29 protein-coding genes are annotated in these 25,932 nt (G+C 67.0%); 26 read left to right on the forward strand and 3 right to left on the reverse strand.

The window, feature by feature from the left end:
• Positions 1 to 16: 16 nt before the first annotated feature.
• From kdsA to truD, 8 genes are all read left to right on the forward strand, one after another.
• A complete protein-coding gene (gene kdsA, locus VG561_RS06675) occupies positions 17 to 847 on the forward strand; it encodes a 3-deoxy-8-phosphooctulonate synthase (protein ID WP_014036736.1) in 831 nt (276 codons plus the stop codon).
• Entirely contained in the window at positions 844 to 1,191 is a 348-nt protein-coding gene (locus tag VG561_RS06680; RefSeq protein ID WP_032959194.1) for a hypothetical protein, read from the forward strand. Before kdsA ends, VG561_RS06680 begins: the two co-directional genes overlap by 4 nt.
• Entirely contained in the window at positions 1,191 to 1,520 is a 330-nt protein-coding gene (locus VG561_RS06685) for a hypothetical protein (protein WP_046429902.1), read from the forward strand. Before VG561_RS06680 ends, VG561_RS06685 begins: the two co-directional genes overlap by 1 nt.
• Before the next feature lie 96 nt (positions 1,521 to 1,616).
• Complete coding sequence (gene eno, locus VG561_RS06690) at positions 1,617 to 2,909, forward strand: phosphopyruvate hydratase (protein WP_014646700.1); 1,293 nt, start codon at positions 1,617 to 1,619, stop codon at positions 2,907 to 2,909.
• Between the two features lie 4 nt (positions 2,910 to 2,913).
• Positions 2,914 to 3,267, forward strand: a complete 354-nt coding sequence (gene ftsB / locus VG561_RS06695; RefSeq protein WP_005412924.1) for a cell division protein FtsB — start codon at positions 2,914 to 2,916, stop codon at positions 3,265 to 3,267.
• A complete protein-coding gene (ispD, locus tag VG561_RS06700; protein ID WP_260808977.1) occupies positions 3,264 to 3,962 on the forward strand; it encodes a 2-C-methyl-D-erythritol 4-phosphate cytidylyltransferase in 699 nt (232 codons plus the stop codon). Before ftsB ends, ispD begins: the two co-directional genes overlap by 4 nt.
• Positions 3,963 to 3,996: 34 nt before the next feature.
• Positions 3,997 to 4,494, forward strand: a complete 498-nt coding sequence (gene ispF / locus VG561_RS06705; protein ID WP_014646702.1) for a 2-C-methyl-D-erythritol 2,4-cyclodiphosphate synthase — start codon at positions 3,997 to 3,999, stop codon at positions 4,492 to 4,494.
• Positions 4,491 to 5,522, forward strand: coding sequence for a tRNA pseudouridine(13) synthase TruD (gene truD / locus VG561_RS06710; protein ID WP_053494898.1), 1,032 nt, complete (start codon positions 4,491 to 4,493; stop codon positions 5,520 to 5,522). Before ispF ends, truD begins: the two co-directional genes overlap by 4 nt.
• Positions 5,523 to 5,592: 70 nt before the next feature.
• On the opposite strand, the gene VG561_RS06715 is transcribed toward truD, so the two are convergent.
• Positions 5,593 to 6,132: a Smr/MutS family protein gene (locus tag VG561_RS06715; RefSeq protein ID WP_032959185.1), complete on the reverse strand. Its 540-nt coding sequence runs from the start codon at positions 6,130 to 6,132 to the stop codon at positions 5,593 to 5,595.
• Between the two features lie 209 nt (positions 6,133 to 6,341).
• Here VG561_RS06715 and surE point away from each other — a divergent pair, with 209 nt between their 5' ends.
• The 5 genes from surE to VG561_RS06740 all read left to right on the forward strand — a co-directional run bounded on the left by surE (position 6,342) and on the right by VG561_RS06740 (position 10,185).
• Positions 6,342 to 7,121 carry a 5'/3'-nucleotidase SurE gene (gene surE, locus VG561_RS06720; protein ID WP_032959183.1) on the forward strand — a complete coding sequence of 260 codons (780 nt, stop codon included), beginning with the start codon at positions 6,342 to 6,344 and terminating at the stop codon, positions 7,119 to 7,121.
• A complete protein-coding gene (locus VG561_RS06725; RefSeq protein ID WP_014646706.1) occupies positions 7,118 to 7,795 on the forward strand; it encodes a protein-L-isoaspartate(D-aspartate) O-methyltransferase in 678 nt (225 codons plus the stop codon). Before surE ends, VG561_RS06725 begins: the two co-directional genes overlap by 4 nt.
• A gap of 18 nt (positions 7,796 to 7,813) precedes the next feature.
• On the forward strand, positions 7,814 to 8,428 hold the full coding sequence (locus tag VG561_RS06730; RefSeq protein ID WP_014646707.1) for a YqaA family protein: 615 nt from the start codon (positions 7,814 to 7,816) through the stop codon (positions 8,426 to 8,428).
• Positions 8,425 to 9,210, forward strand: coding sequence for a peptidoglycan DD-metalloendopeptidase family protein (locus tag VG561_RS06735; RefSeq protein ID WP_262093284.1), 786 nt, complete (start codon positions 8,425 to 8,427; stop codon positions 9,208 to 9,210). The genes VG561_RS06730 and VG561_RS06735 overlap by 4 nt, the downstream gene beginning before the upstream one ends.
• A gap of 486 nt (positions 9,211 to 9,696) precedes the next feature.
• Complete coding sequence (locus VG561_RS06740; RefSeq protein ID WP_046429909.1) at positions 9,697 to 10,185, forward strand: hypothetical protein; 489 nt, start codon at positions 9,697 to 9,699, stop codon at positions 10,183 to 10,185.
• Positions 10,186 to 10,212: 27 nt separating this feature from the next.
• Here VG561_RS06740 and VG561_RS06745 read toward each other — a convergent pair whose 3' ends face one another.
• Together VG561_RS06745 and yhbY are read right to left on the reverse strand one after the other, a co-directional pair.
• On the reverse strand, positions 10,213 to 10,587 hold the full coding sequence (locus VG561_RS06745) for an Mth938-like domain-containing protein (RefSeq protein WP_014646710.1): 375 nt from the start codon (positions 10,585 to 10,587) through the stop codon (positions 10,213 to 10,215).
• A 13-nt stretch (positions 10,588 to 10,600) separates the two neighbouring features.
• Entirely contained in the window at positions 10,601 to 10,906 is a 306-nt protein-coding gene (gene yhbY / locus VG561_RS06750) for a ribosome assembly RNA-binding protein YhbY (protein ID WP_004152868.1), read from the reverse strand.
• 65 nt (positions 10,907 to 10,971) lie between these two features.
• On the opposite strand from yhbY, the gene rlmE reads away from it, so the two are divergent.
• The 13 genes from rlmE to alaS all read left to right on the forward strand — a co-directional run bounded on the left by rlmE (position 10,972) and on the right by alaS (position 25,928).
• Entirely contained in the window at positions 10,972 to 11,604 is a 633-nt protein-coding gene (gene rlmE, locus VG561_RS06755) for a 23S rRNA (uridine(2552)-2'-O)-methyltransferase RlmE (protein ID WP_005409014.1), read from the forward strand.
• Positions 11,605 to 11,673: 69 nt separating this feature from the next.
• Positions 11,674 to 13,608, forward strand: a complete 1,935-nt coding sequence (ftsH, locus tag VG561_RS06760; protein ID WP_005409015.1) for an ATP-dependent zinc metalloprotease FtsH — start codon at positions 11,674 to 11,676, stop codon at positions 13,606 to 13,608.
• A 99-nt stretch (positions 13,609 to 13,707) separates the two neighbouring features.
• Positions 13,708 to 13,893 (forward strand): hypothetical protein, encoded by a 186-nt coding sequence (locus VG561_RS06765; RefSeq protein WP_262093285.1) that lies wholly within the window; start codon positions 13,708 to 13,710, stop codon positions 13,891 to 13,893.
• 709 nt (positions 13,894 to 14,602) lie between these two features.
• Entirely contained in the window at positions 14,603 to 15,499 is an 897-nt protein-coding gene (folP, locus tag VG561_RS06770; RefSeq protein WP_197621514.1) for a dihydropteroate synthase, read from the forward strand.
• Entirely contained in the window at positions 15,499 to 16,452 is a 954-nt protein-coding gene (gene miaA / locus VG561_RS06775) for a tRNA (adenosine(37)-N6)-dimethylallyltransferase MiaA (RefSeq protein WP_014646715.1), read from the forward strand. The genes folP and miaA overlap by 1 nt, the downstream gene beginning before the upstream one ends.
• A 96-nt stretch (positions 16,453 to 16,548) precedes the next feature.
• Positions 16,549 to 16,824, forward strand: coding sequence for an RNA chaperone Hfq (hfq, locus tag VG561_RS06780; protein ID WP_004152891.1), 276 nt, complete (start codon positions 16,549 to 16,551; stop codon positions 16,822 to 16,824).
• 14 nt (positions 16,825 to 16,838) lie between these two features.
• The gene (gene hflX, locus VG561_RS06785; protein ID WP_049405705.1) at positions 16,839 to 18,149 is read left to right on the forward strand and encodes a ribosome rescue GTPase HflX; all 1,311 of its coding nucleotides are present in this window, start codon (positions 16,839 to 16,841) and stop codon (positions 18,147 to 18,149) included.
• 119 nt (positions 18,150 to 18,268) lie between these two features.
• Positions 18,269 to 18,763 carry a CinA family protein gene (locus tag VG561_RS06790; protein ID WP_005409020.1) on the forward strand — a complete coding sequence of 165 codons (495 nt, stop codon included), beginning with the start codon at positions 18,269 to 18,271 and terminating at the stop codon, positions 18,761 to 18,763.
• A gap of 34 nt (positions 18,764 to 18,797) precedes the next feature.
• Positions 18,798 to 20,480, forward strand: coding sequence for a 2-polyprenylphenol 6-hydroxylase (ubiB, locus tag VG561_RS06795; protein WP_032962195.1), 1,683 nt, complete (start codon positions 18,798 to 18,800; stop codon positions 20,478 to 20,480).
• Positions 20,481 to 20,690: 210 nt separating this feature from the next.
• A complete protein-coding gene (gene lexA, locus VG561_RS06800; protein WP_423179482.1) occupies positions 20,691 to 21,326 on the forward strand; it encodes a transcriptional repressor LexA in 636 nt (211 codons plus the stop codon).
• A 204-nt stretch (positions 21,327 to 21,530) separates the two neighbouring features.
• Positions 21,531 to 22,568: a recombinase RecA gene (recA, locus tag VG561_RS06805; protein WP_005412937.1), complete on the forward strand. Its 1,038-nt coding sequence runs from the start codon at positions 21,531 to 21,533 to the stop codon at positions 22,566 to 22,568.
• Between the two features lie 110 nt (positions 22,569 to 22,678).
• Positions 22,679 to 23,170 carry a recombination regulator RecX gene (recX, locus tag VG561_RS06810; RefSeq protein WP_005409024.1) on the forward strand — a complete coding sequence of 164 codons (492 nt, stop codon included), beginning with the start codon at positions 22,679 to 22,681 and terminating at the stop codon, positions 23,168 to 23,170.
• A gap of 109 nt (positions 23,171 to 23,279) precedes the next feature.
• On the forward strand, positions 23,280 to 25,928 hold the full coding sequence (gene alaS / locus VG561_RS06815) for an alanine--tRNA ligase (protein WP_014646721.1): 2,649 nt from the start codon (positions 23,280 to 23,282) through the stop codon (positions 25,926 to 25,928).
• The last annotated feature ends 4 nt before the right edge of the window (positions 25,929 to 25,932 follow it).

Below are 25,932 nucleotides of genomic sequence, written 5' to 3' on the forward strand. Positions count from 1 at the left end.
ACAACAAGGAAACGCCATGAAACTGTGTGGATTCGAGGTCGGGCTGGACCAGCCCCTGTTCCTGATCGCCGGCCCCTGCGTGATCGAGTCGATGCAGCTGCAGCTCGATACCGCCGGCAAGCTGAAGGAAGTCACCGACAAGCTCGGCGTCAACTTCATCTTCAAGTCCAGCTTCGACAAGGCCAACCGCACCTCGGGCACCGCGTTCCGCGGCCCGGGCATGGAAGAGGGCCTGAAGGTCCTGGCCGAGGTCAAGAAGCAGATCGGCGTGCCGGTGCTGACCGACGTCCATGAGTACACCCCGATGGACGAAGTGGCCTCGGTGGTGGATGTGCTGCAGACCCCGGCGTTCCTGGTCCGCCAGACCGACTTCATCCGCAAGGTGTGCTCGGCCGGCAAGCCGGTCAACATCAAGAAGGGCCAGTTCCTGGCGCCCTGGGACATGAAGCCGGTCGTGGAGAAGGCCAAGGCCACCGGCAACGAGCAGATCATGGTCTGCGAGCGCGGTGCCAGCTTCGGCTACAACAACCTGGTCAGCGACATGCGCTCGCTGGCGGTGATGCGCGATACCGGTTGCCCGGTGGTGTTCGATGCCACCCACTCGGTGCAGTTGCCGGGCGGGCAGGGCACCAGTTCCGGTGGCCAGCGTGAGCACGTGCCGGTGCTGGCCCGTGCTGCCGTCGCGGTGGGCATCTCCGGCCTGTTCGCCGAGACCCATCCGGATCCGTCCAAGGCCCTGTCCGATGGCCCCAACGCGTGGCCGCTGGACCAGATGGAAGCGCTGCTCGAGACCCTGATGGAGCTCGACGCGGTGACCAAGAAGCACGGCTTCTCGCGCTTCGCGTGAGTCGTGACCCGAGGGTGGCGCTGGAAGCCCAGCGTCATCGCCGGCACTGGAAACAGTGGCCCTGGGGCCTGATCGCACTGGGCCTGGCCGTGCTGTTCACCGTGGGCATGTTTGGCCTGGTGCTGATCGGTGCGGCGTCGGTGCGCCCCCCGGGTGATGGCAGCAGCGCGCTTGATCTGCGTGCGTATTTCATTGCGCTGCTGGTCGCGGAGCTGCTCGGTGCCGCGGGCTGCCTCGCGGCCGCGGTGCTGGCCTGGCGGCTGAATCGCGGCAAGGTGGCGGCTGGCTTTGCGATCATCCTGCTTTCGCTGTGGCTCGGCGCCCTGTTCTACGGATTGCTTTGATGAATACGAGCACGTCGGCGCGCGGCTGGCCCTGGGGCCTGGTCGCGCTGGGGCTGTCCGTGCTCGCCTGGGCGTCCCTGCTGCTGGGAGTAATGGCCTTTGCGGCCAGCTTCGGCTCGCCGGGTGACGGAAACCATGGCATCCAGGCCATGCAGTACTGGATCGTAGCCGCGCTGGTCGCGCTGGGTGTGTCTTTCGTCGGCAGCCTGGTGGCGATGGTGCTCGCCTGGCGACGCCGTCGTGGACCCGTCGCGGCGGCGGTGGCCGGTGCGTTGCTGGTGATGCTGGTGTCGCTGGCCCTGATCGTGATCGGGTCCAGCCGGGGCTGATGCCGCCCAGGCCATTTGGCAAGTGGCGGGCAGCCGGGGATAATCACGCGGCATTCGTTTTGTCGCCCCCTCTCCAGACAGGTAACCGGCCCGACCATGAGTACGATCCGCAGCATCCACGCCCGTGAAATCCTTGACAGCCGTGGCAACCCCACGCTGGAAGCCGAAGTCATCCTGGAGGACGGTTCGTTCGGTCGTGCCGCGGTTCCCTCCGGCGCCTCGACCGGCACCAAGGAAGCGGTCGAGCTGCGTGACGGTGACAAGACCCGTTATCTGGGCAAGGGCGTGCGCAAGGCCGTCGACAACGTCAACACCACGATTGCCGCCGCGCTGAAGGGCTTTGAGGCCACCGACCAGGCCGGCCTCGACCGTCGCCTGATCGATCTGGACGGCACCGAGAACAAGGGCCGCCTGGGTGCCAACGCGCTGCTGGGTGTTTCGATGGCCGCCGCGCATGCCGCCGCTGCATCGAACAAGCAGGCACTGTGGCAGTACTTGGCCGCCAGGACCGGCGTGACCCCGGCGCTGCCGGTGCCGATGATGAACATCATCAATGGCGGCGCGCATGCCGACAACAACGTCGACTTCCAGGAGTTCATGGTGCTGCCGGTTGGCTTCACCTCGTTCTCCGAAGCGCTGCGTGCCGGTACCGAAATCTTCCATTCGCTGAAGTCGGTGCTGAAGGGCCATGGCCTGAGCACCGCGGTCGGCGACGAAGGTGGCTTCGCGCCGGACTTCCGCAGCAACGTCGAAGCGCTGGACACCATTCTCGAAGCGATCGGCAAGGCGGGCTACACCGCCGGTGAAGACGTGCTGCTGGGCCTGGACGTGGCCTCCAGCGAGTTCTTCGAGAACGGCAAGTACAACCTGGTCGGCGAGAACAAGCGCCTGACCTCCGAGCAGTTCGTCGACTTCCTCGCCGACTGGGCCGCGCAGTACCCGATCATCACGATTGAAGATGGCCTGGCAGAGAACGACTGGGCCGGCTGGAAGCTGCTGACCGACCGTATCGGCAAGAAGGTGCAGCTGGTTGGCGACGACCTGTTCGTGACCAACCCGAAGATCTTCCAGGAAGGCATCGACTCGGGCACCGCCAACGCGATCCTGATCAAGGTCAACCAGATCGGCACCCTCAGCGAAACCCTGGAAGCGATCGCCATGGCCGATCGTGCCGGCTACGCCGCCGTGGTCTCGCACCGTTCGGGCGAAACCGAAGACACCACCATCGCCGACATCGCAGTGGCCACGACCGCCACCCAGATCAAGACCGGTTCGCTGTGCCGCAGCGATCGCGTGGCCAAGTACAACCAGCTGCTGCGCATCGAGGAAGCCCTCGGCGCCGGCGCGCGTTACGCCGGTCGTGACGCGTTCGTTTCGCTGAAGCGCTGAGCCGATGCGCGACTGGCGCTGGATGCTGCTGGTGCTGGCCCTGTTGCTGGGCTGGCTGCAGTACCGCTTCTGGTTTGGTCCGGGCAATTCGGGTGAAGTGATGATGCTCGAAGCCCAGGTCGCCAACCAGGAGCGGGACAATGAGGGCCTGCAGCAGCGCAATGATGCGCTCGCTGCGGAAGTGAAGGACCTCAAGGAAGGCCAGTCCGCCATCGAGGAACGCGCGCGCAGCGAGCTGGGCATGATCAAGCCCGGCGAGAAGTTCTATCGCGTGGTCGAGGATGCGCCGGTCCACCCGGCGCAGCCTGCGGCAGGTGTCAGTGCGCAGGTTGGCGACCACCCGGCGGACGTGCCATGAGTGCGGCGATCTGGGTCGTGGTTCCGGCTGCTGGCCGTGGCACCCGCTTTGGCGCGCCGTTGCCCAAGCAGTACCTGCAGGCGGGCGGGCAGATCCTGCTCGCCCATACCCTGGACGCCCTGCTGGCGCATCCGGCCGTAGCCGGGGCAATGGTAGTGATCAGCCCGGACGACGCCGACTGGCCCGGCTGGAACGAGTGGGCGGGCAAGCCGGTGCTGACCTGCATCGGTGGCGCGACCCGTGCCGCTTCGGTGCTGGCTGGCCTGCAGGCGCTGCCGGAGACGGTGCGCGCTGATGAATTCGTGCTGGTCCACGATGCCGCGCGGCCGAACCTGTCGCTGGCCGACCTTGGCCGCCTGCTTGAAGTCGGTCGTGCCGATCCGGTCGGGGCGATCCTGGCCGCACCGGTACGCGACACCCTCAAGCGTGCGGGCGACGACGGTGGCATCGATGGCACCGAGCCGCGCGAGCGGCTGTGGCGCGCACTGACACCACAACTGTTCCGCCGCCACCAGCTCAGCCGCGCGCTGTCCGAAGCCGCCGCCGCCGGTGTTGAAGTCACCGATGAGGCCATGGCCATGGAGCGCCAGGGCCAGCGCCCGCTGCTGGTCGAGGGCAGCGAGGACAACTTCAAGGTCACCACCCCGGCCGATCTGGACCGGTTCGAATTCGTACTTTCCCGCCGCGCCGGCTGACCGTCCGCGCGGCCCTGCAGCAAGGGTTGCATCCATGAGCACCGCACCGTTCCCGCCCGTCCGCATCGGCCAGGGCTACGACGTCCATGCCTTCGGTGAAGGCGACCACATCATGCTTGGCGGAGTGAACGTGCCGCACAGCTGCGGCGTGCTTGCACACAGCGACGGCGACGTGATCCTGCATGCCCTGTGCGATGCCATGCTCGGCGCGCTGGCGCTGGGCGACATCGGCCAGCATTTCCCGCCCAGTGACGACCGCTGGAAGGGGGCCGACAGCAGCGAGTTCGTGCGCCACTGCGACAGCCTGCTGCGTGAGCGCGGCTGGCGCGTCGGCAACACCGACATCACCGTGATCTGCGAGCGGCCGAAGGTCGGCCCGCATGCGCTTGCGATGCGTGAGCGCATCGGTGGGTTGCTGCAGCTGCCGCTGGACGCGGTCAGCGTCAAGGCCACCACCTCGGAGAAGCTGGGCTTCACCGGCCGTGGTGAAGGCATCGCCGCGCAGGCGGTCGTGTTGCTGGTGGCGGCATGATCCCGCTGCCGTTGGCGTTTGGTGCGCCGTTGTTGACGGCGCGCATCCGCACCACGCCGGACGATTTCCAGGTGGATGAACTGCCGGCGTTCGAGGCGAGCGGTGAAGGCGAGCATCTGCTGCTGCACATCCGCAAGCGCGGCGCCAACACCGTGCATGTGGCCAAGGTGCTGGCAAAATGGGCGGGCCTGCCGGAAATGGCGGTGAGCTACGCCGGCATGAAAGACCGCCACGCGGTCACCACCCAGCGTTTCAGCGTGCACCTGCCCAAGCGCATTGCGCCGGACCTGGCCGAGCTGGCCAACGACGAGATCGAAGTGCTCGAAGCGACCTGGCACAACCGCAAGCTGCAGCGTGGCGCACTGGCCGGCAACCGCTTCAAGCTGGTGCTGCGCGAGGTGCAGGGCGATGCCGCCGCGATCAGCGAGCGCCTGCAGCAGATTGCCGCGCGCGGCCTGCCGAACTGGTTTGGTGAACAGCGTTTCGGCCGCGACGGTGGCAACGTGCCGGCTGCACTGGCGATGTTCGGTGGGCGCCGCATGCGCAAGGACCAGCGTTCGCTGCTGCTCTCTGCAGCCCGTTCGGCGCTGTTCAACCGCGTGCTGGCCGCGCGCGTGGAGCAGGGCAGCTGGGACCAGCCGCTCGATGGCGAAGTCTGGATGCTCGATGGCAGTCGCAGCGTGTTCGGCCCCGAGCCGTACACGGATGTGCTGGCCGAGCGGCTGGCGCGTTTCGACATCCATCCCAGCGCGCCGTTGTGGGGCGAAGGCGAGCTGCGCAGCACCGACGCTGCACGTGAGCTGGAGCTGGCCGCGCTGGACGACGACGAGTCGAAGGCACTGCGGGCCGGCCTGGAAGATGCGCGCCTGAAGCAGGAGCGCCGCGCGTTGCGCCTGCGTCCGGCGCTGCTGCAGCACCAGTGGCTGGCCGACGACGTGCTGGAACTGTCGTTCGCGTTGCCGCCAGGCTGCTACGCCACCGCCGTGCTGCACGAACTCGGCCCCGTCGAAGACGCCTCGCAGGCCTGACATAAAAAAAGGGGACGGAGGGAATTAAGTCGTTTGTGGCACAAACGACTTAATTCCCTCCGTCCCCTTTTCAACGCCGCGCCAGCAGCACCAGTACCGCGCCGGTGCCGCCTTGTCCGGTCGGTGCCGAATGGAATGCCAGCACGTCGTTGCGCAGCCGCAGCAGGCGATCGACCAGGTTCTTCAGCACCGGTGCGCCGCCATCGGACTGCAGTCCCTTGCCGTGGATGATGCGCACGCAGCCGTACTCGTGTGCATGCGCTTCCAGCAGGAACTGGCGCAGCAGGGCTTCGGCCTGTGCGGCGGTGGCGCCGTGCAGATCCAGTTCGTCCTGCACCGAGTACTGGCCGCGCTTGAGGCGCTGGAACAGGCGTGGTGGCAGGTTGTCGCGGCGATAGCTGGCCACGTCGCCGGCTTCCAGTGGCGCACTGTCGCGCAGCAGCCGGGCGAACTCGCCGGCCGCTTCGGCCTCGTCACGTTCGGCCATGCGCGCACGCGGTTTCGGCCGGGGCGCGGCAGGTGCCGGCTCGGCATCCTTGCGCAGCGGCTTCACTTCGCCGATGGCCGCACGGAACAAGGCGGCCGGATCTTCATCATCAGGGTGCGACATGCGCACAGGGTAAACCGCCGGCGCAGGTCTGCCTATGAGGGTTCGATGTCGGCCGTGACCGCTGACAGGGTAGGACCGGCGGCCCGCATGCGGCACAATAGACGATGCCCTTGCAGGGTCGACCGCTTCCGCAGGGGAGCGCGACGGTCCCGCCCACACTGCACGGTGATGGAATCGAATTCTTGGAAAATCAAGCGGTTAAATCGAAGATGCGAATCCTGGTCAGCAATGACGATGGTGTCGACGCCGCAGGCATCCGGATGCTTGCCGCGGTCCTGCGCGAGGCCGGTCACGAAGTCACGGTGGTTGCGCCCGACCGCGATCGCTCCGGCGCCAGCAACTCGCTGACCCTGGACCTGCCGATCCGGCTCAAGCGCATCGACCATTACACCGTTTCGGTGGCCGGTACACCCACCGACTGCGTGCACCTGGCGCTGACCGGCCTGCTTGAATTCGAGCCTGACATTGTCGTGTCCGGCATCAACAACGCCGCCAATCTCGGCGACGACGTGATCTATTCCGGCACCGTCTCGGCGGCGATGGAAGGTCGCTTCCTCGGCCTGCCGGCGGTGGCGGTCTCGCTGGTCAGCCGCAACCACGATCCGAAGCACTTCGAGACCGCCGCGCGTGCTGCGGTGGAGATTGTCGCCCGGCTCAAGGCCGATCCGCTGCCGGCCGACACCATCCTCAACGTCAACGTGCCGGACCTGCCGTGGAGCGAGGTCAAGGGCTTCGAGGTCACCCGCCTCGGCAACCGCCATCGTGCCGAAGGCTGCATCGCGCAGAAGGATCCGCGCGGCAACGAGGTGTACTGGATCGGCCCTGCCGGCCGTGAGCAGGATTCCGGTCCCGGTACCGATTTCCACGCGGTGCGCACCGGCCACATCTCGATCACCCCGATCCAGGTCGACCTCACCCGCTACCAGGCGCTGGAGAAGGTCGCCAGCTGGGTCGGCGGCCTCAGCGCCGCGCTGGACCAGCCGGCATGAGCCCACGCCTGCGATTGCAGCCGGAAGCCGTCGGTATCGGCATGACCTCGCAGCGCGTGCGTGACCGCCTGGTCGACCGCCTGCGCGAAGCCGGCATCGTCGACGAGCCGACCTTGAACGCGATCCGGGTGGTGCCGCGCCATCTGTTCATCGATGAAGCCCTGGCCTCGCGTGCCTATGAAGACACCGCGCTGCCGATCGGCCATGGCCAGACCATCTCGCAGCCCTGGGTGGTTGCGCGGATGACCGAGGCAGTGCTGCAGGTCTCGCCGAAGCGGGTGCTGGAAGTCGGCACCGGTTCCGGTTACCAGGCCGCCATCCTTGGCGCGTTGGGCCTGGAGGTCTACACCGTGGAGCGCATTGGTGATCTGCTGCGCCAGGCCCGCAAGCGCTTCCGTGCGCTGGGCATGAACATCCGCACCAAGCACGACGACGGCCGCGTCGGCTGGGCCGAGCACGGCCCGTTCGATGCCATCGTGGTCACTGCGGCGGCGCCGGCACTGGTCGACGCCCTGATCGAGCAGCTGGCCGAAGGCGGCCGCCTGGTGGCGCCGGTCGGTGGCCCTGGGGCGCAGTCGCTGGTACAGCTGGACCGCAAGGCCGACGGCAGCATCGAACAACACGTGCTGGCGCCGGTCACGTTCGTGCCGCTGCTGTCTGGCATGCTCGACTAATCCACGGAGCAGGGTTGCATGAAGATTTTCGGGCCGCTGTACGAGCGGGCGATGAAGTGGGCGGCGCACGAACGCGCGCCGACCTACCTGACGGTGTTGAGCTTCTTCGAGGCGATCATCTTCCCGGTGATGCCGGAGGTGATGCTGGCGCCGATGTGCGTGGCCCAGCCCAAGCGCGGCTGGTGGTTTGCCACCCTCAGCCTGGCCGGCTCGATGGTCGGTGCGCTGGTCGGCTACGCGCTGGGTCACTACGCTTTCGAGGCGATCAAGCCGCTGTTTGAAGTGCTGGGCATGCTGCCGGCGATCGAGCAGGGCATCACCACCGTGCAGGCGAAGATGGCCGAATCGCCGTGGGCGGTGTTCACCTTCCTGGTGCTGGGCGGCTTCATGCCCATCCCGATGAAGGTCTTCACGTGGGCATCGGGTATCGTCGGCGTACCGATGCCGCAGTACCTGTTGAGCATGCTGATCGGTCGCGGCAAGCGCGTGTTCGTGCTGGCTGCGGTCATCCGTATCGGTGGTGCGCGTGCTGAAGCGGCACTGCGTCGCTGGATTGAACCGCTGGGCTGGATCGCCACCGCGTTGGTGGTGGTGCTGATCGCCTGGCTTGTATGGAGGTCGAAGTTCGCATGAGTCCTGATCGTCTGAGCAAGGGAGTGCGCATCGGCGCGCTGGTGTTGCTGGTTTCCACCCTGGCCGCCTGCGGCACCGCCACTGTGGTTCGTCCTGGTGGTGGCAGCACCGGTGGTGGCGTGACCACGCCGAAGACCTCGGTGCCCAAGCCCGGGCAGACCGTGGTGGTGCGCAAGGGCGACACCATCTATGCGCTGGCCCGCATCCATGACATCACCCCGGCCGACCTGATTGCCTGGAACAGCCTGGACAACCCCTCGACCATCCATCCGGGGCAGGTGATCCGGCTGTATCCGGCCGGTGCCAGCGGCGGCCGCGCGCCGACCACGGTGGTCACCGCGCCGCGCTCGGGTGGCAGCAGCGCCGGCAGCACGGCGCCAACTCCGACGCCGGCCGGTCCGGTGAAGAGCAACATCGCCTGGCGCTGGCCGGCCGATGGCGCGATCGTCGGCCGCTACGTTGCCGGCGATGCGACCAAGCAGGGCGTGGACATCGCCGGTACCAGCGGCCAGCCGGTCAAAGCCACCGCCAACGGTGTGGTGGTGTACTCCGGCGCCGGCCTGGTCGGCTACGGCGAGCTGATCATCATCAAGCACAGCGACCAGTGGCTGTCGGCCTATGGCCACAACCGCAAGCGCCTGGTGAATGAAGGGCAGAGCGTGAAGGCCGGTGAGCAGATCGCCGAGATGGGCCGCACCGGTGCGAACCGCGACATGGTCCACTTCGAGATCCGCTACAACGGCAAGCCGGTCGACCCGCAGCAGTACCTGCCGGCGCGCTGATCGTCGATTCATAATCCGGGCGGATCCCGGGCCCGGCGCAGCGCGCCGGGCGTTCGCCGACGGTGCGGCCCATGGGCCGCAAACACCGCCGGCTCACCCGCTACAACGGCAAGCCGGTCGACCCGCAGCAATACCTGCCGGCGCGCTGATCGTCGATTCATAATCCGGGCGGATCCCCGGCCCGGCGCAGCGCGCCGGGCGTTTGCCGACGGTGCGGCCCATGGGCCGCAAACACCGCCGGCTCACCCGCTACAACGGCAAGCCGGTCGACCCGCAGCAGTACCTGCCGGCGCGCTGAGGTAGTGGGACGGGTGGCGCCGGGCAATGCTCGGCGTTCCCGACCTGTAGCGTCGAGCCGTGCTCGACTCACTGTACGCTGGCCGCCGTGGGTGGCCGTTTGCGACCTTGAGTGGCACATCTCAAGCTTCCCGACAAGCCAGCGAAGCGGCATGCTTCAACGGAACCAGCCTCCCGATCCGGTGCCGCATGTCTCGCCCAACAGCCCTTTTCGCGCTGCTCATCGTCGCGCCGTTGGCGACCGCCGCCAGCGATCCACGTGACGTGGTCACCCGCCTCTACGACGCCATCCAGGCGCCGCAGTCGAACGAAACGGCGATTGCTCCGCTGCTGGGTGATGCCCTCCGCTCAGCCATCGATGCGCAGCGTGCATATGAACAGGCCTGCACCGCACTGGCCGCGCCCGACGAGAAGCCGCACATGCTCGACCAGAGCCCGTATCTGTTGGCGCCGGACCGGCCGGAGACGATAACGGTGGGAGCGCCCGGATCGAGCGGTGACGCCACCTGGGTCCATGTCGACATGGCCGTGGGCGACTATCGCTGGACCGACCGGGTCCTGCTGCAGCGGCAGGGCCCGGACTGGAAGGTCATGGATATCCGCTGGGGGCAGGGTGGCAACCTGATCGGTCGGCTGCAGGCGTTCTCCGCGTTCCGCTGCACACCTTCGGGCAGCTAGTGCCCGGGCGCACCCGGCGGCTCGAACTCAGCCTTCCAGGATGAAGGCGGCCGCGACCTTGCGGCCTTCGCCGGCCAGAATGTTGAAGGTGCGCGCGGCGGCCGGATTGTTCATCACCTCCAGGCCGATGCCACGCGACAGACAGGCGGCCATCACCACCGCGGGCGGGAATACCTGACGGTCTCCCGTGCCGAGCACGATCAGCGCCGGATTCAGCGCCAGGATCGGCTCCAGGTCCGCCAACTGCAGCGCGGCGGCACTTGCCACCGGCCAGTGCGTGACCAGTTGGTCCGGGGTGAGGAAGAAACTGCCGCCCAGCACCTGGTCATTCACCTTGGCCGAGCGGCCATCTGCGGCGCGCAGGCTGTAGGCGTAATCCGGCGGTTCGTGGTTCAGCTGCATGACGGTAGGGCGATCAGCCGCGCGGCAGCACGATCTGGCGCTGTTCCTTGCTCGGGCGGTACAGCACGGCGACGTGGCCGATGCGCTGCACCAGCGCGCTTTCGGTGGCTTCGACGATCTCGCCGATCATCACATCACGGGCGTCGCGGTCTTCGGCAGCGACCTTCACCTTGACCAGTTCGTGGCGCTCCAGCACTTCGTTCAGCTCCGCGATGAAGGCTGGGGTCACACCCTTGCCGCCGGTCTGCAGCAGGGCCTTCAGGTCGTGGGCTTGGCCGCGCAGGAAACGGGTCTGGGAGGCGGTCAGGGCGATGGACATGCAGGAAAACACGGTTGAATGGGACGATCAGGGTATCATGAGGACCCCATCAGCCCCTATTTTCAATGGCTACCCGCAGCAAAAGCAGCCAGCGCTGGCTCAAGGAACACTTCTCCGACCCCTTCGTGAAGAAGGCGCAGGCCGAGGGCATGCGCTCGCGCGCCGCCTACAAGCTCGAGGAGCTGCTCGAACGTGACCGCCTGCTGAAGCCGCACATGGTGGTGGTCGACCTTGGCGCGGCCCCCGGTGGCTGGTCTCAGCAGGTCCGGAGACAGATCGGCGACACCGGTCGCGTGCTGGCGCTGGACATCCTGGACATGCCGCCGCTGGCCGGCGTGGAGTTCCTTCATGGTGACTTCAGGGAAGAAGCCGTCCTATCGCAGTTTGAAGCCATGCTCGGGGATCAGCCGGTAGACCTTGTGCTGTCGGACATGGCCCCCAATAAGAGTGGTGTAGGCGCGGTCGACCAGCCGCGGATGATGCACCTGGCGGAGCTGGCCCTGGATTTTGCCGACAACCACCTGAAGACCGGTGGGGCGTTCCTGATCAAGCTGTTCCAAGGTGAGGGCTTTGACGACTACGTGCGCGACATGCGCCGCCGTTACGACAAGGTCTCCATCCGCAAGCCGGAGGCGTCGCGCAAGCGCTCTCCCGAGGTGTATGCCTTGGGTCAGGGAAAACGCGCCCACATGAAGTAAGCTCGCAACGTACGCAAGTTCGACCCCAACGCAACGCCAGCACTGAGAGGAACACCGGAGCCAATGAGGATGAACGACTTGACCAAGAACCTCCTGCTATGGGTGGTCGTCGCCGTCGTGCTGATGGTGGTCTTCCAGAGCTTCTCGCCGAAGTCCTCCGGGGCCGGCGCGCAGGGCGCGTCGTACTCGCAGTTCCTGGACCAGGTGGACAGCGGCAACGTGCAGAAGGTCGCCTTCGGCGGCGACATGCGCGGCGGCACCAGCCAGCTGACCTACACCACCCGCGGTGGGCAGTCGTCCACCATCACCGCGCCGTTCGATCGTGACCTGATCAACGTGCTGCGCACCAAGAACGTGGAGATCGTGCAGGAGGAGCCGTCCAGCGGCATTTCCCTGGGCGCGATCCTGATGAATTTCCTGCCGGTCATCCTGATCATCGGCTTCTGGCTGTTCATCATGCGCCAGATGCAGGGCGGTGGTGGCGGTGCCAAGGGTGCGATGTCCTTCGGCAAGTCGCGCGCCAAGCTGCAGGGCGAGGACCAGATCAAGGTCACCTTCGCCGACGTCGCCGGCTGCGACGAGGCCAAGGAAGAAGTGGGCGAGCTGGTCGACTTCCTGCGCGACCCGTCCAAGTTCACCAAGCTGGGCGGCAAGATTCCGCGCGGCGTGCTGATGGTGGGCCCGCCAGGTACCGGCAAGACGCTGCTGGCCAAGGCCATTGCCGGCGAAGCCAAGGTGCCGTTCTTCTCGATCTCCGGTTCGGACTTCGTGGAAATGTTCGTCGGCGTGGGCGCCAGCCGCGTGCGTGACATGTTCGAGCAGGCCAAGAAGCACGCCCCGTGCATCATCTTCATCGACGAAATCGACGCCGTCGGTCGCCACCGTGGCGCCGGCCTGGGCGGCGGTCATGACGAGCGCGAGCAGACCCTGAACCAGCTGCTGGTCGAGATGGACGGTTTTGAAGGCGGCGAAGGCGTGATCGTGATCGCCGCGACCAACCGTCCGGACGTGCTGGATCCGGCGCTGCTGCGTCCGGGCCGTTTCGACCGCCAGGTGGTGGTCGGCCTGCCGGACGTGAAGGGCCGCGAGCACATCCTGAAGGTCCACATGCGCAAGCTGCCGCTGGCCGACGATGTCGAGCCGATGGTGATCGCACGTGGTACCCCCGGCTTCTCCGGCGCCGACCTGGCCAACCTCTGCAACGAGGCGGCCCTGTTCGCCGCGCGCGGCAACGAGAAGGAAGTCCGCATGGACCACTTCGACCGTGCCCGCGACAAGATCCTGATGGGTGCCGAGCGCCGCTCGATGGCCATGAGCGAGGACGAGAAGACCCTGACCGCGTACCACGAAGCGGGTCACGCCATCGTCGGCCGCCTGGTGCCCGAGCACGATCCGGTCTACAAGGTCACCATCATTCCGCGCGGCCGTGCGCTGGGCGTGACGATGTACCTGCCGGAAGGCGACAAGTACTCGATGAACCGCGTGGCGATCCAGTCGCAGCTGTGCTCCCTGTACGGCGGCCGTGTCGCCGAAGAGCTGATCTTCGGCGAGGACAAGGTCACCACCGGCGCCTCCAACGACATCGAGCGCGCAACCAAGATGGCCCGCAACATGGTCACCAAGTGGGGCCTGTCGGAGCAGCTCGGCCCGATCGCCTATGGCGAAGAGGACGACGAGGTGTTCCTGGGGCGTTCGGTCACCCAGCACAAGAGCGTGTCCAACGACACGGCGCGCCGGATCGACGAGGAAGTGCGCAACATCCTCGACAAGGCCTATGCCCGCACCACCCAGCTGTTGACCGAGAACATCGACAAGCTGCATGCGATGTCGCAGCTGCTGCTGCAGTACGAGACCATCGACGCACCGCAGATCGACGCCATCATGGAAGGCCGCGATCCGCCGCCGCCGGCGGGCTGGAGCAAGTCGAACAAGGACGGTGGCAACGACAAGGGCGGCGACGCCCGCCCGCTGCCGCCGATCGCAGGCCCGGCCGAATCGCATTGACGGCCCGCTGCACGTAACACCAGACGAGGCCGGGGAAACCCGGCCTTGTCGTTTCCGGGCCTTCGGCCCCTTCCGAACCGAACTGATGCTGGAGCCTGCATGTCCGCCCCGAAGCCTGAACCGATTTCCCACACCGCCGAAATGATCATCGCCACCGTGGTCGGCGTGGGCGTAGGGCTGGGCGCCGACAACCTGCTGCTGGGCTGCGTGATGGGTATCGGTGTCGGCATCGTGCTGAGCATCGCCAGAACCCTGTACGTGGACCGCAAGCGTCGGCGGCGTTGACGGCGCCGCGGCAGGGCTGCGCCCTGCACCCGCGGTAGTGCCGGCCGCTGGCCGGCAACCTCAGCAGCAACAGCAACAGCAACATTCCGTGGGTTGGCGGGGCGGTGTCGGAGTGCGGGGACGCCGTGAACCCATCCATGGGGGCTTGGCAGCCGCATCCATACGGCTGACACCCCGCCCTCCGACACCGCCCCACCTCTGACAGATTCCTGCTGCTGTTGGCAGGTGTCGACCTTGGTCAACACGGTAGATCCACGCCATGCGTGGATGAATCTCTGTCAGATATCGAATCAATTCGGGGTCAGATCCGTTTTCCGTAGGAAAACGGATCTGACCCCACGCCATTCCGACAGATCGCGAGAAACTGTCGAAGGCGGGGTGGGTCCGGTTGCGGGAGTGTCCGCGGCATGGATTCCGCGGCCAAGCCCCCAAGGGCGGGTTTACGGCCTCTCCCCTAAACCGACCCCCCCCCCCCACCCGAACTAACACAGCTGTTTCTTAGGCTGTTGCTGTATCCCCGGCCGCGGCATGGATGCCGCGGCCAAGCCCCCAAGGACGGGTTTACGGCGTCTCCCGTAACCGGACCCACCCCGCCATCCCTCAGTACACCTGCTGTTGCTTCGGCTGTTGCTGTAGCCCGGGCCTCTGCGGGTGCAGGGCGCCGCCCTGCCGAACTAAACTACCCGCCGTCGTCCCTGCAGGATTGCCCATGTTCGATACCTCGCCCCAGCTCGATTGCGCCGGCCGCATCCTGCGCCTCGACCGTGCCCGGGTCATGGGCATCGTCAACGTCACCCCGGACTCCTTCTCCGATGGCGGCGCGCATGACACCACCGAGGCTGCGGTCGCCCATGGCCTGAAGCTGGTCGAGGAGGGCGCCGACCTGCTCGATATCGGCGGCGAATCGACCCGCCCGGGCGCTGCGCCGGTCTCGGTCGAGGAGGAACTGCGCCGGGTGATTCCGGTAATCGAGCAGCTGGCCGCACGCACCCGGGTGCCAATCAGCATCGACACCTTCAAACCGGAGGTGATGCGCGCGGCGGTGGCCGCTGGCGCCGGCATGATCAACGACATCTTCGGCCTGCGTCAGGAGGGGGCGCTGGACGCCGCCGCTGAAACCGGCGTGCCGGTGGTGCTGATGCACATGCAGGGCGAGCCGGGCCACATGCAGGCCGATCCGCACTACGACGACGTGGTCGCCGAGGTGCATGGTTTCCTGGTGCAGCGCCTGTTCGCTGCCGAGATGGCGGGCATTGCGAAGAAGAACCTGCTGATCGACCTTGGTTTTGGCTTCGGCAAGAGCACCGCCCACAACATGACCCTGCTGGCGCGTTCGGAGCGCTTCCTGGAACTGGGGGTGCCGGTGCTGGCCGGCCTGTCACGCAAGCGCAGCCTGGGAGAACTCACTGGCCGCGACACGCCCTCCGAACGCGTGGCGGCTTCGGTGGCCGCGCACCTGATCGCGGTCCAACGTGGCGCGCGCATCGTGCGCGTGCATGACGTGGCGGCCACCGTCGATGCGCTGAAGATCTGGCAGGCAGTGGAGGCCGTGCCGACGCCGCGTGCCGACGCTGCGCCGACGATCCGCTGGCCGGACGAAGACTGATGGGCGTCGATCGGCGGCCGCTGGCGATCGCCGTGATGGGGCCGACCGCCAGTGGCAAGACCGCCACCGCAATCGCTTTGGCACAGCAACTGGACGGCGAAATCGTCAGCGTCGATTCGGCGCTGGTATACCGCCACCTGGACATCGGCTCGGCCAAGCCTGATGCGGCCGAGCGTGCACAGGCGCCGCACCATCTGCTGGACCTGCGCGATCCCTGGCAGACCTATTCGGCGGCCGAGTTCGCCGCCGATGCCGGCCGGGTCGTGGCCGACATCGTGGCACGCGGCAAAACGCCGATCCTGGCAGGTGGCACGGGGCTGTACTTCCGGGCCCTGCTGCAGGGCCTGTCGCCGATGCCGGAGGCCGACCCGGTGATGCGCGAAGCACTCAGCACCGAGGCGGCCGAGCGGGGCTGGGCGGCATTGCACGCAGAGCTGGCCGAGGTCGATCCGGCCGCCGCCGCACGCATCCATGCCACCGACCCGCAACGCATCCAGCGGGCACTGGAGGTCTATCGCCTGACCGGCACCCCCATCACTGAATGGCAGCGCCGTCCGGGCGTGGCGCCGCTGCCGGTGCGCACCCTCAAGCTGATCCTGGCCCCGCGTGACCGCGCGGTACTGCACCAGCGCATCGAGGCGCGCTTCGACACCATGCTGGCGCAGGGCTTCCTGGACGAAGTGCGGGCACTGCGCGCGATGCCGGAAATGGCCGCCGTGGAGGCCCCGTTGGACCTGCCGGCGGTGCGTGCGGTCGGCTATCGCCAGGCCTGGGAGTACCTGGACGGGGAGGGTGATGCCGCCCGTTTCCGTGACAAGGCGATCTTCGCCACCCGCCAGCTGGCCAAGCGCCAGCTGACGTGGCTGCGCGGCGAGCTTGATGCGCGCTGGTTCGACCCCCATATCGACCAGGAGCGCCTTGCCGGCGCGGTGTCGGCCTTCGTCGCACGCTGAACCCCCGCCAGCCGTGTAACATCATCGGTCGGCGGGCGGCTCGGGGGCCGTGGCAACCGTCGGCAACCCAATAAGAACAATAATCAGGAGTGTGCAATGTCCAAGGGGCAATCGCTGCAGGATCCTTTCTTGAACGCACTGCGGCGCGAGCGCGTGCCGGTTTCGGTGTACCTGGTGAACGGCATCAAGCTGCAGGGCACGATCGAGTCGTTCGACCAGTTCGTGGTCCTGCTGCGCAACACGGTCAGTCAGATGGTCTACAAGCACGCCATTTCCACGGTGGTTCCGGCACGCAACGTGAAGGTCGGTCCGGGCGGTGGTTACGTGCAGTCGGGTGAAGGTGGTCAGGCAGGTGATGAAGCAGACGAGTAATACCGGAGCGGTGAATGTTTGACCGCTCGAAAAAGGGCGAACACGCCCTGTTGATCCAGCCCCATTTCGGCAAGCTGGAAGACGATGTGCTGGAAGAGTTCGGTGATCTGGCCCGCTCGGCTGGGGCCAGCATCGCCGCGACGATCACCGCGCGCCTGGACCGTCCGAATCCGTCAACCCTGATCGGCAGCGGCAAGCTGGACGAGATCAAGGCCGCGGCCGATGCCAGTGGCGCCGACCTGATCCTGGTCAACCATGCGCTGAGCCCGGGTCAGGAGCGCAACCTGGAACGCTTCCTCGAGCGCCGGGTGATCGACCGCACCGGTCTGATCCTGGACATCTTTGCCCAGCGTGCACACAGCCACGAGGGCAAGCTGCAGGTCGAGCTGGCGCAGCTGCGTCACCTGGCTACGCGATTGGTTCGCGGCTGGACCCACCTGGAGCGCCAGCGCGGCGGTTCGATCGGCCTGCGTGGCCCGGGTGAAACCCAGCTGGAAACCGACCGCCGCCTGTTGCAGAAGCGGGTCGAGCAGCTGCAGAAGCGCCTGGAGAAGGTTGAAGTGCAGCGCACCCAGATGCGCCGGGCGCGTGTGCGCAGCGAGCTGCCGCGCGTGGCCCTGGTGGGCTACACCAACGCCGGCAAATCGACCCTGTTCAACGCCATGACCGGCGCCGAGGCCTATGCCGCCGACCAGCTGTTCGCCACGCTGGACCCGACCGTGCGCCGCATCGCGGTCCCGGGCGGCAGCGTGGTGCTGGCCGACACCGTCGGTTTCGTCCGCGACCTGCCGCATGATCTGGTCGCCGCGTTCCGCTCGACGCTGTCCGAGGCACGCGAGGCCGATTTCCTGCTGCATGTGGTCGACGCCGCCGATCCGCACCGCGAGGAGCGCATCGCCCAGGTGGACGAGGTGCTGACCGCGGTCGGTGCCGGTGACCTGCCGCAGCTGCTGGTGTTCAACAAGATCGACCGCATCGACGGTGCCGACGTCCGCCACGATGGCCAGGATGGCGTGCCCGACGAGTCGCGTCGTGAACGTGTCTGGATTTCCGCGCGTGACGGGCAGGGCCTTGAGCTGCTGCAGGCAGTGCTGGGCAAGCGCCTGGGCCTGCAGCACGTGACCGGTGAATTGCGCCTGCCGCCGGATGCCGGCCGCCTGCGTGCGCGCCTGCACCAGCTGGAAGTGATCCGCAGCGAACAGGCCGATGAAGAGGGCTGGCTGCTGCAGGTGGACCTGCCGATTGCCGAAGCCGAGAAGCTGGCCGCCAGTGCCGATGGCGCGCCGATCCGGGCGCTGTTGCCGGAGAAACTGCCGGAGTGGTGAGCTAGCGGCCCATGGCTGGTAGTGCCGGCCGCTGGCCGGCAACGCAATCGTGCCGGAGGGGCGCGACATCCGGCTGTCATCTGCGGTACAACGGGGTTCTTCACCCCACCGTCATGCCGATGTCCATCCCCACCGACGCCGATCTCAATGCCCAGTCCGCCGCGCTCGGGCAGCGCCTGCAACAGGCCTCGCTGCAGCTGGTCACGGCCGAAAGCTGCAGTGGCGGCTGGATCGCCAAGTGCATGACCGACATCGCCGGTTCTTCGGCGTTCTTCGACTGCGGCATGGTGGTCTACAGCTATGAAGCCAAGCAGCGCCTGCTGGGCGTGCGTGCGCAGACGCTGGAACAGTTCGGCGCGGTCAGTCGCGAAACCGTTCTGGAGATGGTGTCCGGTGCGCTGGTCAATTCCGGTGCCGGCATCGCCGTGGCGGTGACCGGTATCGCCGGCCCCGGCGGTGGCAGTCCGGACAAGCCAGTCGGCAGTGTCTGGATCGGCTGGAAGCGCCGCGGTGGCTACGCCCGCGCCGAGCTGTTCCAGTTCGATGGCGACCGCGAAGCCATCCGCCGGCAAACCGTGGCGGCGGCATTGCGCGGTATCGACGCCCAGCTGTGACATGCTGCTCCGGTAACCGTCCGGAGCACGCATGATGTGGGAAACGCTGGGCACGGTCCGTGACCTGGGCCGACTGCAGGAAATCGCCGTTGTCCTGATCCGCTACGGCTTCGGCGACGTGGTTCGGCGCATCGGCCTGGCCAGCACGCTGGAGCGGGCAGGGCGCCTGTTGCACTGGAACGAGGACCGGCAGGAGCTGCTGCGGATGACCGCACCGGTGCGCGTGCGCAGTGCGATGCAGGATCTTGGCCCGACCTTCGTCAAGCTTGGCCAGGTGCTGGCAACGCGCGTCGACCTGTTGCCGCCGGAGTGGATTGCCGAGCTGTCCGAACTGCAGAACGCGGTGCCGGCCCTGCCGTACGCCGAGATCCGCGGGCAGCTCGAAGCCGACCTGGGCGCGTCGCCGGCGGAGGTATTCGCCTTCCTTGACGAAACCCCGATGGCCGCCGCCTCGCTGGCGCAGGCCCATCGCGCGCGGCTGCATGATGGTCGTGAGGTGGTGCTGAAGGTGCGGCGTCCCGGCATCCGCGACGTGGTCGAGGCCGACCTGCGGCTGCTGGCGCGGCTGGCCGAGATCGTCGAGGCCCGGTTGCCGGACCTGCGTCGCTATCGCCCGGCCGAGGTCGTGCAGCAGTTCACCGTATCGCTGCGCCGTGAGCTGGATTTTGCCGCCGAATGCCGCAATGCCGAACGCATCGCGCGCAACTTCAGCGGCCGCGACGACATACTGATTCCGAAGGTGCACTGGCAGTGGACCTGCGAGAGCCTGAACGTGCAGGACTTCGTCGACGGCATTCCCGGCCGCGATCTGGCTGGCGTCGATGCGGCGGGCCTGGACCGGCGCGAGCTGGCGCGGCGTGGTGCCGGCATCGTGCTGAAGATGGTGCTGGAGGACGGCAGCTTCCACGCCGATCCACACCCCGGCAACATCATCTACCTGCGTGACGGCCGCATCGGCGTGATCGATTTCGGCATGGTCGGTGCGCTGTCCGAAGTGCGCCGCTTCCAGGTCGCGCAACTGCTGCACGGCCTGGTCGAGCAGGACCCGCAGGGCGTGGCGGACGTGCTGCTGGACTGGGCCGGCGGCGTGGAAGTGGACGAGAACCGGCTGCAGCACGACATCAGCCAGTTCGTCGACCAGTACCGTGGCGTGCCGCTGAAGGATCTGCGCATCGGCCTGATGCTGGGCGACATCACCCAGCTGCTGCGCAGCTACAGCCTGACCCTGCCGGCCGACCTGGCACTGATGATCAAGGCCTTCCTGACCCTGGAAGGCATGGGCCGGCAGCTGGATCCGGATTTCGACATGGCCAGCGCCGCCCGCCCGTTCCTGGAGCGTGTGGTGCTGCAGCGTTATGCGCCCAGGGCGCTGCTCAAGCGCGGCCGGCGCAGCCTGTTGGGCCTGGTCGACTTCGCCGGCGAGTTGCCGCGCGACCTGCGCAAGCTGGTCCAGGCAGCGCGCCGTGGGCGCCTCCAGCTGAAGGTGGAGACCACCGCGCTGCAGGGCTTTGGCGAGCAGGTGAACCGGGCCGCGAACCGACTGGTGGTGGGCGTGATCACGGCCGCGCTGATCATCGGCTCGTCGATCGTGATGCACAGCGTCGGCGGGGTTTCCAGCCGCTGGTTGCTGGCGCTGGGCGTGTGCGGATTCATCGGCGCCGGCTTCTGCGGCGTATGGATCCTGGTTTCGATATGGAGAAGCGGTAAGCACACGTAGGCAGGTGCACGAAGTGCGCCTGTTGCGGTTCCACAGGAACCGCGGAATCGCGCAGCGATTCCTGTAGAGCCGAGCCATGCTCGGCTGCTCTTGCCTGGGTCGGCCCCGTCATTCGCGCGCTTGCCGAGCATGCCTCGGCCCAACAAGCCCGCACCACCCCGATCGCCCCGGCACTTGCAGTCGCGCATATTAGTAGTAATACTACTAACCATGGACCTGACCGACACCCAGCAGGCGATCCTGCAGTTGATCGCCGAGCGTATCGAGAGCGAAGGCGTACCGCCGTCGCAGACTGAAATCGCACGCGCATTCGGCTTCAAGGGCGTGCGCGCGGCCCAGTACCACCTGGAAGCCCTGGAGCAGGCCGGCGCGATCCGTCGCATCCCGGGTCAGGCCCGCGGCATCCGCCTGGTGCAGGCACCGCCGGTCGAGAAGCTGGCCAAGCCGGGCCTGGCCGACAGCGTGCTGCGCCTGCCGGTGCTGGGCCGGGTTGCGGCCGGCCTGCCGATCGGTGCCGACATCGGCTCGGACGATTTCGTGGTGCTGGACCGGGTGTTCTTCTCGCCGGCGCCGGACTACCTGCTGAAGGTGCAGGGCGACTCGATGATCGATGAGGGCATCTTCGACGGTGACCTGATCGGCGTGCACCGCACCCGCGACGCCCATTCCGGGCAGATCGTGGTGGCCCGCATCGATGACGAGATCACGGTCAAGCTGCTGAAGATCGCCAAGGATCGCATCCGCCTGCTGCCGCGCAATCCCGACTACAAGCCGATCGAGGTGCTGCCGGATCAGGACTTCGCGATCGAGGGCCTCTATTGCGGCCTGTTGCGGCCCAACCGTTGACCCATTCCGTAGCGCATTACCCCGCGGTCTTTTGTGGCGATTCTCTGGTTCCACTGAGGTTGGTACGGATGTCCGATAATTCTTTTCAGAGCGCCGGGCAGAATCTCAGCCTGTGCGATACGTCCGACTTAAAGTGAGCCCATGGCAAAGAAGACCCCCAAAGACAGCACCTCCAACGACACGACCTCTGCAAGGACCAATCCGATGGACGAGAACAAGAAGCGCGCCCTCGCTGCAGCTCTGGGCCAGATCGAAAAGCAGTTCGGCAAGGGCTCGGTGATGCGCATGGGCGACCGCGTGGTCGAGCCCGTCGAAGCCATCCCGACCGGTTCGCTGATGCTCGACATCGCGCTGGGCATTGGTGGTCTGCCAAAGGGCCGTGTCGTTGAGATCTACGGGCCGGAATCCTCGGGCAAGACCACCTTGACCCTGCAGGCCATCGCCGAATGCCAGAAGATGGGCGGCACCGCGGCCTTCATCGACGCCGAGCACGCGCTGGACCCGATCTACGCCGCCAAGCTGGGCGTGAACGTGGACGACCTGCTGCTGTCGCAGCCGGACACCGGTGAGCAGGCGCTGGAAATCGCCGACATGCTGGTCCGTTCGGGTTCGGTGGACATCCTGGTGATCGACTCGGTTGCCGCGCTGACCCCGAAGGCCGAAATCGAAGGCGAGATGGGCGACCAGCTGCCAGGCCTGCAGGCCCGCCTGATGAGCCAGGCGCTGCGCAAGCTGACCGGCAACATCAAGCGCTCCAACACCTTGGTGATCTTCATCAACCAGCTGCGCATGAAGATCGGCGTGATGATGCCGGGCCAGAGCCCGGAAACCACCACCGGTGGCAACGCGCTCAAGTTCTACGCCTCGGTGCGCCTGGACATCCGCCGTATCGGCGCGATCAAGAAGGGTGACGAGATCATCGGTAACCAGACCAAGATCAAGGTCGTCAAGAACAAGCTGGCACCTCCGTTCAAGCAGGTCATCACCGAAATCCTGTATGGCGAAGGCATCAGCCGTGAAGGCGAGCTGATCGACATGGGTGTGGATGCCAAGCTGGTGGAGAAGGCTGGCGCCTGGTACAGCTACGGTGAAGAACGCATTGGCCAGGGCAAGGACAACGCCCGCGGCTACCTGCGCGACAACCCGACTGTCGCCGCCAAGCTCGAGGCCGAGCTGCGCGAGAAATTCCAGCCGGCCGAAGCGGCCCGCGAGGAAGGCGACGACGAAGGCGAAGACGAATAAGGCTTGCTGTGGGGCAGGGGGGCGCCGTCAGTGACGTCGCCCTGTCCCGCAGGTTCGAATCGCCCAGGGATGGGCTGGGCGCCACGGATGGCGCCACCCTTGGAGTACCCATGTCCGACGCCGAAGACATTCCGACCGGCCGCAAGCGCCGGCCGCGTGAGCAGACCCCCGTGCAACGGGCGTTGGGCCTGCTGGTCCGCCGCGAGCACTCGCGCAAGGAACTCACCCGCAAGCTGACGGCCCGTGGCATCGAAGACGAAGCCGCGCAGGCCGCTGTCGCCAAGTTGACCGAGGCCGGCTGGCAGGACGACACCCGTTTTGCCGAGAACCTGGTGAGGATGCGCGCCAACACCGGTTATGGGCCGATCCATGTCCGCGCCGAGCTGGGGACCCATGGCCTGGACAGTGCCGCGATTGCCGCAGCGATGGACAGCTACGAAGGCGACTGGCAGGAAAACGCCCGTGATCTGGTCCGCCGACGCTTTGGCGAGGCCGGTCCGCAGGACCTGACGCAGCGGCGCAAGGCTGCCGATCTGCTGGCCCGGCGGGGCTTCGACGGCGACAGCATCCGCCGCGCGACCCGCTACGACCCGGATGACTGAGACTGGCGGCGCCGGGCCTGATACCCTTTAGGTTTTCGGCGGTCCCTCGCGACCCTGGCCAACGCGGCCGGTGGTCCGGGTCCGCCGGCCCGCAGACTGCCAGCCCCCAATGAACGCATCCGCCAAATTCACGACATCCCAGATCCGCAGCGACTTCCTTGAGTTCTTCAAGGGTAAAGGCCACACCATCGTGCCGTCGGCGCCGCTGGTGCCGGGCAATGATCCGACCCTGCTGTTCACCAACTCCGGCATGGTGCAGTTCAAGGACGTGTTCCTTGGCGCGGAAAAGCGCAGCTACGTGCGCGCGGCCGACGTGCAGCGCTGCCTGCGCGCGGGCGGCAAGCACAACGACCTCGACCAGGTCGGCTACACCGCGCGCCACCACACTTTCTTCGAAATGCTGGGCAACTGGTCGTTCGGCGACTACTTCAAGAAGGACGCGATCGCCTGGGCCTGGGAGCTGCTGACCCAGGTCTGGAAGCTGCCGGCCGAACGCCTGCTGGTCACCGTGTACCAGACCGACGACGAAGCCTACGAACTGTGGCGCGACATGGTCGGCGTTCCGGAAGAGCGCATCGTACGCATCGGCGACAACAAGGGCGCGCCGTTCGCTTCGGACAATTTCTGGCAGATGGCCGACACCGGTCCTTGCGGCCCGTGCACCGAGATCTTCTACGACCACGGTGATCATATTGCCGGTGGTCCCCCGGGTTCCCCGGACGAAGACGGCGACCGTTTCATCGAGATCTGGAACCTGGTGTTCATGCAGTTCGACCGCCAGCCCGACGGCACCCTGGTGCCGCTGCCGGCACCGTGCGTGGATACCGGCATGGGCCTGGAGCGCCTGGCGGCGATCCTGCAGCACGTGCACACCAACTATGAGATCGACCTGTTCCAGGCGCTGATCCGCAAGGCTTCCGAGCTGACCGGCACCGCCGACCTGGAGAACAAGTCGCTGCGCGTGATTGCCGACCACATCCGTGCCTGTTCGTTCCTGATCGTCGATGGCGTGCTGCCGTCCAACGAAGGCCGCGGTTACGTGCTGCGCCGTATCATCCGCCGCGCCCTGCGCCACGGCTGGATGCTGGGCGTGCGCCAGCCGTTCTTCAGCAAGCTGGTGCCGACCCTGGTCGAGCAGATGGGCGAGGCCTATCCAGAGCTGCCGGCGGCGGTGGACACCGTCACCCGTGCGCTGCAGGCCGAAGAAGAGCGTTTCGCCGAAACCCTCGACGCCGGCATGAAGATCTTCGAGGACGTGGCCGGCAAGGCCAGCAATGGCGTGATCCCGGGCGTTGACGCGTTCCGCCTGTACGACACTTATGGCTTCCCGCTCGACCTGACCCAGGACATCGCGCGCGAGCGCGACCTGACCGTCGACATCGCCGGCTTCGATGCCGCGATGGAACAGCAGCGCGAAACCGCACGGGCGGCCGGCAAGTTCGGCGGCGGCGTGACCCTGCCGGCCGAGCTGGTGGCAACGCTGAGCCCGACCCTGTTCCTGGGCTATGACCGCCTGCAGGCCGACGGCCTGAGCGTGCTGGCCCTGCTCAAGGACGGTCGTCCGGTGCAGTCGGCCGATGCCGGTGATTCGGTCATCGTCATCACCAACCAGACCCCGTTCTATGCCGAATCCGGCGGCCAGGTCGGTGACACCGGCGTGCTGGCCGGCAACGGCGTGCGCCTGGCGGTGGAGGACACCCAGAAGTTCGCCGGCCAGTTCCATGGCCACGTCGGCACCTTGTCCGAAGGCGGCCTGAAGGTCGGCGATGTGCTGTCCGGCCAGGTCGATGGCGAGCGCCGTGGCGCCACCATCCTCAACCACTCGGCCACCCACCTGCTGCACGCCGCGCTGCGCGAAGTGCTGGGCACCCACGTGCAGCAGAAGGGCTCGCTGGTCGCGCCGGACCGCCTGCGTTTCGACTTCTCGCACTTCCAGCCGATCAGCGCGGAAGAGCTGGCGGTGATCGAGCGCAAGGTCAACCAGCAGGTGCGTGCCAACAACGCCGCTGAAGTGCACACCATGGCCATGCAGGAAGCGCTGGACTTCGGCGCGATGGCCCTGTTCGGCGAGAAGTACGGTGAGCACGTGCGCGTGCTGAAGATGGGTGACTACTCCACCGAGCTGTGCGGTGGCACCCACGTCAACCGTACCGGCGACATCGGTCTGTTCAAGATCACCTCCGAGGGCGGTGTTTCCGCCGGGGTGCGCCGCATCGAGGCGGTTACCGGCCAGGGTGCCCTGGACTACGTGGACGCCGAAGAGGCCCGCCTGGCCGAGGCCGCTGAACTGCTCGGTGGCAGCGCTGCCGACGTGGTCGAGAAGATCCGTGCCCTCGGCCAGCGCCAGAAGCAGCTGGAACGCGAACTGGAGGCCGTGAAGGCCAAGGTCGCCGCGGGTGCCACGGCCGACCTGTCCGGCCAGGCCGTCGAGGTCGCCGGCGTGAAGGTGCTGGCTGCCCGCCTGGAGGGCTTCGACGCCAAGGCCCTGCGTGACGCCATGGACCGCCTGAAGCAGCAGCTGGGCGACGCGGTGATCGTGCTGGCCGGTGCCCAGGACGGCAAGGCCGCCCTGGTCGCGGGTGTGAACGGCAGCGCAATGGGCAAAGTCAAGGCCGGGGAACTGTTGTCCCATATCGCCGGTCAGATCGGGGGCAAGGGCGGCGGACGCCCGGACCTCGCCCAGGGTGGTGGCGAGGACGGGCCCGCCCTTGCCACTGCGCTGGCTGCAGTCGTCGAATGGGTCAGCCCCCGCCTGTGATGAA

This window comes from Stenotrophomonas sp. CASM110 (assembly GCF_049384345.1).
GTDB classification, from domain to species: domain Bacteria; phylum Pseudomonadota; class Gammaproteobacteria; order Xanthomonadales; family Xanthomonadaceae; genus Stenotrophomonas; species Stenotrophomonas muris.